8 protein-coding genes are annotated in these 8,094 nt (G+C 72.1%); 3 read left to right on the top strand and 5 right to left on the bottom strand.

All coding sequences use genetic code 11. The features are described 5' to 3' along the window. Window positions 1-735, top strand: a 735-nt coding sequence (locus V6U77_RS29140) for a DUF4139 domain-containing protein (RefSeq protein WP_334609960.1), incomplete at its 5' end; no start/stop codon positions are given. A 4-nt stretch (window positions 736-739) separates the two neighbouring features. Here the strand turns inward: V6U77_RS29140 and V6U77_RS29145 are convergent. Both V6U77_RS29145 and V6U77_RS29150 read right to left on the bottom strand, forming a co-directional pair. Further along, window positions 740-2,392 (bottom strand): alpha-amylase family protein, encoded by a 1,653-nt coding sequence (locus V6U77_RS29145; RefSeq protein WP_334609961.1) that lies wholly within the window; start codon window positions 2,390-2,392, stop codon window positions 740-742. Between the two features lie 153 nt (window positions 2,393-2,545). Continuing rightward, a complete protein-coding gene (locus V6U77_RS29150) occupies window positions 2,546-3,772 on the bottom strand; it encodes a M23 family metallopeptidase (RefSeq protein ID WP_334609962.1) in 1,227 nt (408 codons plus the stop codon). Between the two features lie 316 nt (window positions 3,773-4,088). Here V6U77_RS29150 and V6U77_RS29155 point away from each other — a divergent pair, with 316 nt between their 5' ends. Further along, on the top strand, window positions 4,089-4,691 hold the full coding sequence (locus V6U77_RS29155; protein WP_334609963.1) for a DUF1349 domain-containing protein: 603 nt from the start codon (window positions 4,089-4,091) through the stop codon (window positions 4,689-4,691). Between the two features lie 85 nt (window positions 4,692-4,776). Beyond that, window positions 4,777-5,445, top strand: a complete 669-nt coding sequence (locus V6U77_RS29160; protein WP_334609964.1) for a DedA family protein — start codon at window positions 4,777-4,779, stop codon at window positions 5,443-5,445. A gap of 124 nt (window positions 5,446-5,569) precedes the next feature. Here the strand turns inward: V6U77_RS29160 and V6U77_RS29165 are convergent, their stop codons facing one another. The 3 genes from V6U77_RS29165 to V6U77_RS29175 all read right to left on the bottom strand — a co-directional run bounded on the left by V6U77_RS29165 (window position 5,570) and on the right by V6U77_RS29175 (window position 8,092). After that, window positions 5,570-6,958 (bottom strand): chitinase, encoded by a 1,389-nt coding sequence (locus tag V6U77_RS29165; protein WP_334609965.1) that lies wholly within the window; start codon window positions 6,956-6,958, stop codon window positions 5,570-5,572. A 284-nt stretch (window positions 6,959-7,242) separates the two neighbouring features. Further along, window positions 7,243-7,836, bottom strand: coding sequence for a YidC/Oxa1 family membrane protein insertase (locus V6U77_RS29170; RefSeq protein WP_334609966.1), 594 nt, complete (start codon window positions 7,834-7,836; stop codon window positions 7,243-7,245). 94 nt (window positions 7,837-7,930) lie between these two features. Further along, on the bottom strand, window positions 7,931-8,092 hold the full coding sequence (locus V6U77_RS29175; RefSeq protein ID WP_334609967.1) for a DUF6412 domain-containing protein: 162 nt from the start codon (window positions 8,090-8,092) through the stop codon (window positions 7,931-7,933). Window positions 8,093-8,094 lie beyond the last annotated feature (2 nt).

Raw genomic sequence — 8,094 nt, forward strand, 5'->3', positions numbered from 1 at the left:
AGCTTCGGCGCGATGCCGGCGCCCGCGGCCCCCGGCGCCGCGCCCGCCGGCGCGGCGGCCCGCTCCGGCCCGCCGCGCCCCAAGGTGCGCGAGAGCACGGCCACGGTCGAGCAGGGCGTCACCGCGGCCACCTACCGGCCGGCCCGCCCGGTCGCGGTGCCGGCCGACGGCAGCGCCCACCGGGCCACCATCGCCGTGCTGGAGCTGCCCGCCCGGCTGGACCACGTGACCGTGCCGGTCCGCGCGGCCGAGGCGCACCTGCGTGCGACGGTACGCAACACCTCGTCGCACACGCTGCTCCCCGGCCCCGCGGCGGTCTTCCACGGCGCCGACTTCGTCGCGGCCACCCGGCTGACGACGTGGGCCCCCGGTGAGGAGACCGAACTGGCGCTCGGCGTGGACGACCGGGTGCGGGTGGAGCGGAAGCTCAGCCGGCGCTCCGACACCCGGGCCGCGCTCGGGTCGACCCGGCGACGGGACGTGGAGTACCGGATCACCGTGGCCAACCACACGCCCCGGCCCGCCACCGTGGAGGTGCGCGACCAGGTGCCCGTGTCCCGCGACGAGGCCGTGGTCGTCCGGGAACCCTCCCTCGTCCCGCCCCCGGCCGAGCGTACGGAGCTGGGCGAGCTGACCTGGCGGCTGCCGCTCGGGCCGGGAGAGAGCGGGGAGATCACCCTGGGCTTCCGGGTCGAACTCGCCAAGGGCGTCGAGCTGGCCGGCTGGCGGGAGTGACCGGTCAGAAACCGCGGGGGCGGCAGAGGCGGATCCACCGGTAGCCGTAGCCGGCCACCTTCAGGCGGTCCAGCTTGCCGACGTCGCCGTAGTTGCGGTCGGCGAGGACGTCGATGGGCAGGTCCGCCTCCGGCTCCAGCATGCTGAGGTCCACCTCGGCGTCGGTGGTGCCGAGGTTGTGCACGAAGACCATCGTGCCGGCGCGGCCGTCGGCCCGATGCGCCAGCACCCCCGGCGGCATCGCCACGTCGATGTGGGTCGTCGACCCCGAGCCCACCTCGGGAGCCTCCCGGAGCGTACGGATCATCCGCTCGAACCAGGCGAGCAGCGACTTCTGGTCGCTGCGCTGGGCGGTCACGTTGACCTTCTCGTACGAGAAGTCGCCCTTGTCGATCACCGGGCGGACCAGCTTCTCCGGGTCGGCCGTGGAGAAGCCGGCGTTCGGCTGGTACGACCACTGCATCGGGGTGCGGATCGCCTCCCGGCCGGGCAGCGAGAGGTTCTCCCCCATGCCGATCTCCTCGCCGTAGCGCAGCACCGGCGTGCCGCGCAGCGAGAACTGCAGCGCGTACGCCAGCTCGATGCGGCGGCGGTCGTTGCCGAGCATCGGGGCGAGCCGGCGGCGGATGCCCCGGTCGTAGATGCGCATGTTCTCGTCCGGGCCGAACTCCGCGTACACCTGGTTGCGCTGCTCTGCGGTGAGCCGGGAGAGGTCGATCTCGTCGTGGTTGCGCAGGAACGTGGCCCACTGCCCGCCCTCGGGCAGCGCCGGGGTGTCCCGCAGCGCCTCGATGATGGGCTCCGGGTCCTGCCGCGCCAGCGCCAGCATCAGGCGCCCGTTGAGCATGAAGTCGAAGAGCATGTGCAGCCGGTTGCCCGAGCCGCCGCTGTCGGCGAAGAAGGTCGGCAGCTGGTCGGGCTCGACGTTGGCCTCGGCGAGCAGGACGGCGTCGCCCCGGCGCCACTGCACGTGCTGGCGCAGCTCGGTGAGGAACTCGAAGTCCTTCGGGGAGTTCGGGTTGCCCGGCTCGGTCAGCTCGATGATGAACGGCACCGCGTCCATCCGGAAGCCGGAGACGCCGAGCTGGAGCCAGAACGACATGATCTTCTTGACCTCGGCGCGGACCGCCGGGTTGGTCATGTTCAGGTCCGGCTGGAACTTGTAGAACCGGTGGTAGTACCAGGCCTTGGCGGTCCGGTCGTAGGTCCAGGTCTCGTGCTGCTCGCCGGGGAAGACCATGCCCTGGTGCCGGTCGGCCGGCTCGTGGTCGGACCAGACGTACCAGTCCCGGTACGGCGAGTCGGGCGAGGAGCGGGCGGACTGGAACCACGGGTGCTCGTCCGAGGTGTGGTTCACGACCAGGTCGATGATCACCCGGATGCCGCGGTTCTGCGCCTGGTGCAGCAGCTCCGCGAAGTCGCCGAGGGTGCCGAAGCGCGGGTCGACGTTGTAGAAGTCGGTCGCGTCGTAGCCGTCGTCCCGGTTGGGTGACGGGTGGATGGGGTGCAGCCAGAGGCAGGTCACGCCCAGCCGGGCGAGATAGTCCAGCCGGCCGATGAGCCCCCGGATGTCACCGACCCCGTCGCCGTCGGAGTCCGCGTACGTGTCGATGTCGAGGCAGTAGACGACCGCCTCCGAGTACCACCTGTCAGCCATGCCGGGCTTATGTCTCCGATCCCGGCTCCCCGCAAACACCGAGGCCGGGCGAGCCGGCCCGGTCGGCGGGGGCGGGCCACGCTCCCGGCCCGCCCCCGCCGGGTGGTGCGGCACGCTCCCGCCGCACCACCCGGCGGGCTGGTGCGCGGCCGGTCAGGTGACGATGTCGACGTCGCGGACCTGCCCGCCGCCGGCCATCGTGAGCCACCCGGCGTAGACGCCCTGCTTGGCGAAGAAGCTCCCGCCGCCGACGAACGCGAACCAGTCGTCATTGCCGACCGCGACGTCGCTGACCTGTCCGCCCCCGGCCATGGTGAGCCACCCGCCGTGGATGCCATCCTTGATCACGAAGTCACCGCCCTGCACCCAGGCGATCCGGTTACCCGCCAGCACCACCTTCGTCGCCCCACCCGAATTCACCGCCTGCCACGACGAGTACACGCCGTCCTTGACGTACAACACACCCGCCGCGTTCACGAACGCGAACCGCTCACCACTCACCGCGACGTCCCGCACCTGACCACCCCCGGCCATCGTCAACCAACCGCCGTGGATGCCGTCCTTGACATAGAAATTGCCGCCCTGCACCCAGGCGATCCGGTTACCCGCCAGCACCACCTTCGTCGCCCCACCCGAATTCACCGCCTGCCACGACGAGTACACGCCGTCCTTGACGTACAACACACCCGCCGCGTTCACGAACGCGAACCGCTCACCACTCACCGCGACGTCCCGCACCTGACCACCCCCGGCCATCGTCAACCAACCGCCGTGGATGCCGTCCTTGACATAGAAATTGCCGCCCTGCACCCAGGCGATCCGGTTACCCGCCAGCACCACCTTCGTCGCCCCGCCGGAATTCACCGCCTGCCACGGCGAGTACGCGCCGTCCTTCGCGTACAACACACCCGCCGCGTTCACGAACGCGAACCGGTCGGGGGCCGCGTTGGCCGGCGCCAGGTCGGCGAACGCGAGGTTGATCGGGGCGCCCTTGGTGACCGTGCCGCCGCAGACGTACGCCGGGGCGATGTCGTAGACCGCGCCGTGGCGGCGGATCTCGAAATGCAGGTGCGGGCCGGTGGAGTTGCCGGTGCTGCCGACGTACCCGAGCACCTGCCCCTGCCCGACCTGCTGCCCGACGGCGACCACGGGCTGCTGCGCCATGTGCAGGTAGCGGGTCTGGTAGCCACTGGCGTGCGAGAGCGTCACCATGTTGCCCCCGCCGGAGGTCCAACCGGCGAACGCCACCGTGCCGGGGTAGGCGGCCCCGATCGCCGTCGCGTTGTTCCCCGCGATGTCCACCCCGTAGTGGTCGCTGTCGGTGGCGCCGCACCTGTTCGCGAGCACCCCGGTGACGCGCCCGCCCACCGGTTGGATCATCGCTCCCACCTGAGCGGAGGCCGGCTGCGCGGGCACCAGCGCCAGTCCACACAGGACGGCCACGGTCACCGCCAGCGCCCGAAGCCGCCTCCACGCCATCTTTCCCGTCACGCCACGCCCTTCTCTCGGTCTCCCCGGCACCGGCAGGACGCCACAGCACAGACGGACGTGCCGGCACCCGCGGTCGGGCCCACCTTCGACGGGATATCGAAGCCCGTCAAGTAGGCGGGAGGATGATCCGCTCCGGTGGGCTCGTCGTCGCAGCGCGGGGCGCACAGCGCGACCGAGGGGTCACGGACCGGGTACCGTCGCCGGCATGGGTGACGCGCGGCGGCCGGTCGACTGGGCCGAGGGTGAGTGGTGGAACGAGCCGGTGCTGGTCGAGGGCGGGCCGGCGGGCGAGTTGCTGGTGCAGCCGGCCGAGGGCAGCGACCTGTGGCGGCACACCTCGTACGGCTTCGTCCACGACGACGCCCCGGCGCTGCTCGCGCCGCTGCCCGCCGGCGAGGCCGTGGAGGTCAGCTTCGTCCTCGACTACGGCGAGCAGTTCGACCAGGCCGGGGTGCTGGTGCGGATGGACGAGCGGAACTGGGTCAAGGCCGGGGTGGAGGTCAGCGACGGCCAGCCGCAGGTCGGCGCCGTGGTGACCCGGGAGGTCTCCGACTGGTCGGTCGCGCCGGTGCCGCTGTGGGCCGGGCGGGAGGTGACCGTCCGGGCCAGCCGTGCCGGGGACGCGCTCACCGTACGGGCCCGGGCCGACGACGAGCCGTGGCGGCTGGTCCGGCTCGCCCCGCTGCCTGCGCAGGCCGTGGCGATCGCCGGGCCGTACTGCTGCTCCCCCACCCGGGCCGGCCTGCGGGTCCGATTCACCGGCTGGCGGCGGGGGCCGGCCGACGCGGAGTTGCACCCGCACGGCTGAACGCGGGTGGCCCGGCGCACGGGCAGGTGTGACGGCCGGGCCGGGGGGTAGATGAATCCGATCGGACCCGGCCGAAAGGATCGTGATGGCACTCGCCGAGAACGTCGACCCGACCGAACTCGGCGGCCTCACCGGCTGGGTGGCGGGGGTGATCGATGCCGCCGGCGCCATCGGGGTGGCCCTGCTGGTCGCCCTGGAGAGCATCATCCCGCCGATCCCGAGCGAGATCGTCCTGGCGATGGCCGGCTACCTGGCCAGCGAGGGACGGTTCAACGTCGTCCTGGTGGGGCTCGCCGCCACCGCCGGTTCCCTGGGCGGGGCGCTCGTGCTCTACTGGCTGGGCGCGGCCGCCGGCGAGGACCGGCTCAAGCGCTGGCTCGACCGGCTGCCCCTGGTCGACCTCGACGACCTGGAGAAGGCCGACCGCTGGTTCGAACGCCACGGCCGGTGGGCGGTGCTCTTCGGCCGGATGATGCCGGTGGTCCGCAGCCTGATCTCCATCCCCGCCGGGGCCAACCGGATGCCGCTGCCGGAGTTCATCGCGTTCACCACGCTGGGCAGCGGCATCTGGAACGCGCTCTTCGTCGGCCTGGGATACGCGCTCGGCTCCCGCTGGCAGCAGATCGAGCAGTACAGCAAGTGGTTCGACTACGGCATCATTGCCGTCTTCGTCGTGATGATCGCCTGGTGGGTGATCAAGAAGACCCGTCGCCGCCGCACCCACCACCGAGACCACGCCGACGCCACCCCCTGACCCCACCCTTCCCCCGCCCCACCCGCCCTCGCGATCATGCAGTTGTGGTGCCCGGCGTGACCGCTTACGCGGCATCTGTGGACCACCACAACTGCATGATCGACCCTGGGGTGGGGTGGGTGGGTTAGGGGAGGGTCTTCAGGTGGGGGGCGACGGTGCGGGCGAAGGAGTTGCCGTTGGTCACGTCCCAGTTGACCGACCAGGTCATCGCGCCGCGGATGCCTGGGTAGGTGCGCGGCGGGCGGAAGCTGCCGCAGTTGGTGCCGCGGGACAGGCAGTCCAGCGCCGCGTTGACCACGGAGGGCGCGACGATGCCGCCGCCGGCCGCCCCGGGGCCGGCGGGCAGGCCGAGGCCGACCTGGTCCGGGCGGAGTCCGGCCTCCAGTTGGATGCAGGCCAGCGCGACGATGAAGTTCACCGTCCCCTGGGCGTACGCGGCGTTGCGGTCGCAGCCGAGCATCGCCCCCGAGTTGTAGAACTGGGTGTTCACGACGGTGAGGATGTCCTTGATGTCGAGCGCCAGCTTGAAGTAGCTGCTCTCCGGGGACTGCATGTCGATCGTCTGCGGGGCCATCGCGATGATCAGTCCGGAGCCCACCTTGGCCCGCAGCGAGCGCAGCGCCTGGGCCATGTAGGTCGGGTTCAGCCCGTTCTCCAGGTCGATGTCGACGCCGTCGAAGCCGTACCGCTGGATCAGCGCGTGGACGCTGTCGCTGAACGCGGCGGCGGAGGCGGCGTCGTTGACGGCCACCCGGCCGGTCTCGCCGCCGACCGAGATGATCACCTTCTTGCCCCGGGACTGGAGGGTGCGCACGTCGGCGGAGAAGTCGGCGTCGGTGTAGCCGCCGAGGGCGGCGGAGAGGCCGGGATCGACGGCGAAGGCGACCGCGCCGGGGGTGGCGGTGGCGTCGGCGAAGGCGACCGCGACGACGTCGTACTCGGCCGGCACGTCACGCAGCCGCAGCTCGACGGCGGGGTTGTCGAAGTTGTGCCAGTACCCGGTGAGGATGTGCTTCGGCAGGCCGGTGTTCGGCGGCGGGCTCGTCGGGGGCGGCGTGGTCGGCGGTGCGGTCGTCGGGGGTGCGGTCGTGGGCGGCGCGGTGGTGGGGTTGGCGCCGCCGCCGCACGGCGCGCCGTTGAGCTGGCAGTTGATGGGCGCGCCCGGCCCCGAGCCGAGGAAGCCGAACGAGACCGAGGAGCCCGGGGCGATGCGGCCGTTCCAGGACCGGTTGGTGAAGGTGTGCCGCTGGCCCGAGGAGGTCAGCAGCGCGTCCCAGTAGCTGCCGAGGGTGGTGCCGGCCGGCAGGTCGAAGACCACGCTCCAGCCGTCGACCGTGGAGCCGCCCCCGTTCGTGATCGTGTACCTGCCCTCCCAACCCGATCCCCAGTCGGACGTCTTGACGAAGCTGGCGCTGACCCCGGCGGCGAACGCGGGCATCGCCACCCACACCGCACCGAGCGCCGCCACTACGGCTGTGACCAGCGAGAACACCAGAGATCTGGATCGTTTCACGACACCCTCCACCACCGGACGCCATTCATCGGCATCGACATTGATGCCTATTATTAGGAGTGTTAACTGTTTCTGTCCAGAGCTGGCGCGGGCCCGGCACAACGGAGTCCTCGGCGACGACCGGCGGTACAGTCCCTGATCCTCGATACCCCACAGGCATATTGATGCCGCACAGGTATCAGCGTTCCGGCGGCAGTGTGTTCGTCAGCTTCACCCGCCTTCCACACGCCTAGGACCAGCTAGATCAGCGAGATCAGCGGGATCAGCGGCGAAACGTGAACCGGTCAACGGGCCGGCGCCGGGCGCGGGCGGCGCAGCACGGCCTGCTCCCCCGCCGACCAGGCGGTGGTGGTGACCAGGTAGATCACCGCCGCCAGCGGCAGCACCAGCGCCACCAGCACCGTCGTGTACGGCAACAGCGGCAGCACCCGGCCGCCCCACCCGTCGCCGAGGTGATGGCCCAACGGCACGCCGGCCAGCTGCTCGGCCAGCAGCCCGGTGCCGCCGTCGGCGGTGGCGAAGAGCCGGTACGTCACCAGCAGCACCGGGGCCTGGAGCAGCAACGGCAGGCAGCCGGACACCGGGTTGGCGCCGTTGGCCCGGTAGAGCGCGAACAATTCGCCCTGCAACCGGGTCGGGTCGTCCGCGTACCGCCGCTGCAGCTCGCGGACCTCGGGGGCGAGCGCCGCGCGGCGCCGCTCCCCGCGCACCTGCGCCAGGGTCAGCGGCGAGATCAGCAACCGGACGACGACGGTGAGCACGACGATGGCGGCCGCCGTGGCCGCGTCGCCGGCCAGCGGTTCGAGCAGGGCGGTGATCCAGGTGAGCGCGCGGCCGGCGGCGCCGACGGCGTCGTGCAGAGGTGCGAAGGCGAGCATGGATGAACCCCTCGGTCCGATTCCGGATCGCCGGCCGGCGGTAGGAAGACTCGCCGGACGGGCGGATGACGGCGGAATCGGCCGCGCGGCGGTGCTACGCGGCCGAGGGGTGCCGACCTGGCGCGCGGGGACGGGGACGCCCGGCGGCGTCCGGGTCGACCTGTCGGGGCACGCGGCGGCGACGGGCGCGGGCGCGCAGGGCGGCGGGGCGGCCGGCCCGGGGCGCCTCGACGAGGCCGGTCGCGTGAAGTCGGATCG

Origin of the sequence: Micromonospora sp. CPCC 205546, assembly GCF_036902715.1 — a bacterium.
In the GTDB taxonomy this organism is placed as follows: Bacteria; Actinomycetota; Actinomycetes; order Mycobacteriales; family Micromonosporaceae; genus Micromonospora.

Bases quoted from the DNA above. Each gene is read 5' to 3' on its own strand.
- V6U77_RS29150 (WP_334609962.1), bottom strand. From the start codon at position 3,772: ATGATCCAACCGGTGGGCGGGCGCGTCACCGGGGTGCTCGCGAACAGG.
- V6U77_RS29155 (WP_334609963.1), top strand. From the start codon at position 4,089: ATGGGTGACGCGCGGCGGCCGGTCGACTGGGCCGAGGGTGAGTGGTGG.
- V6U77_RS29160 (WP_334609964.1), top strand. From the start codon at position 4,777: ATGGCACTCGCCGAGAACGTCGACCCGACCGAACTCGGCGGCCTCACC.
- V6U77_RS29170 (WP_334609966.1), bottom strand. From the start codon at position 7,836: ATGCTCGCCTTCGCACCTCTGCACGACGCCGTCGGCGCCGCCGGCCGC.
- V6U77_RS29145 (WP_334609961.1), bottom strand. From the start codon at position 2,392: ATGGCTGACAGGTGGTACTCGGAGGCGGTCGTCTACTGCCTCGACATC.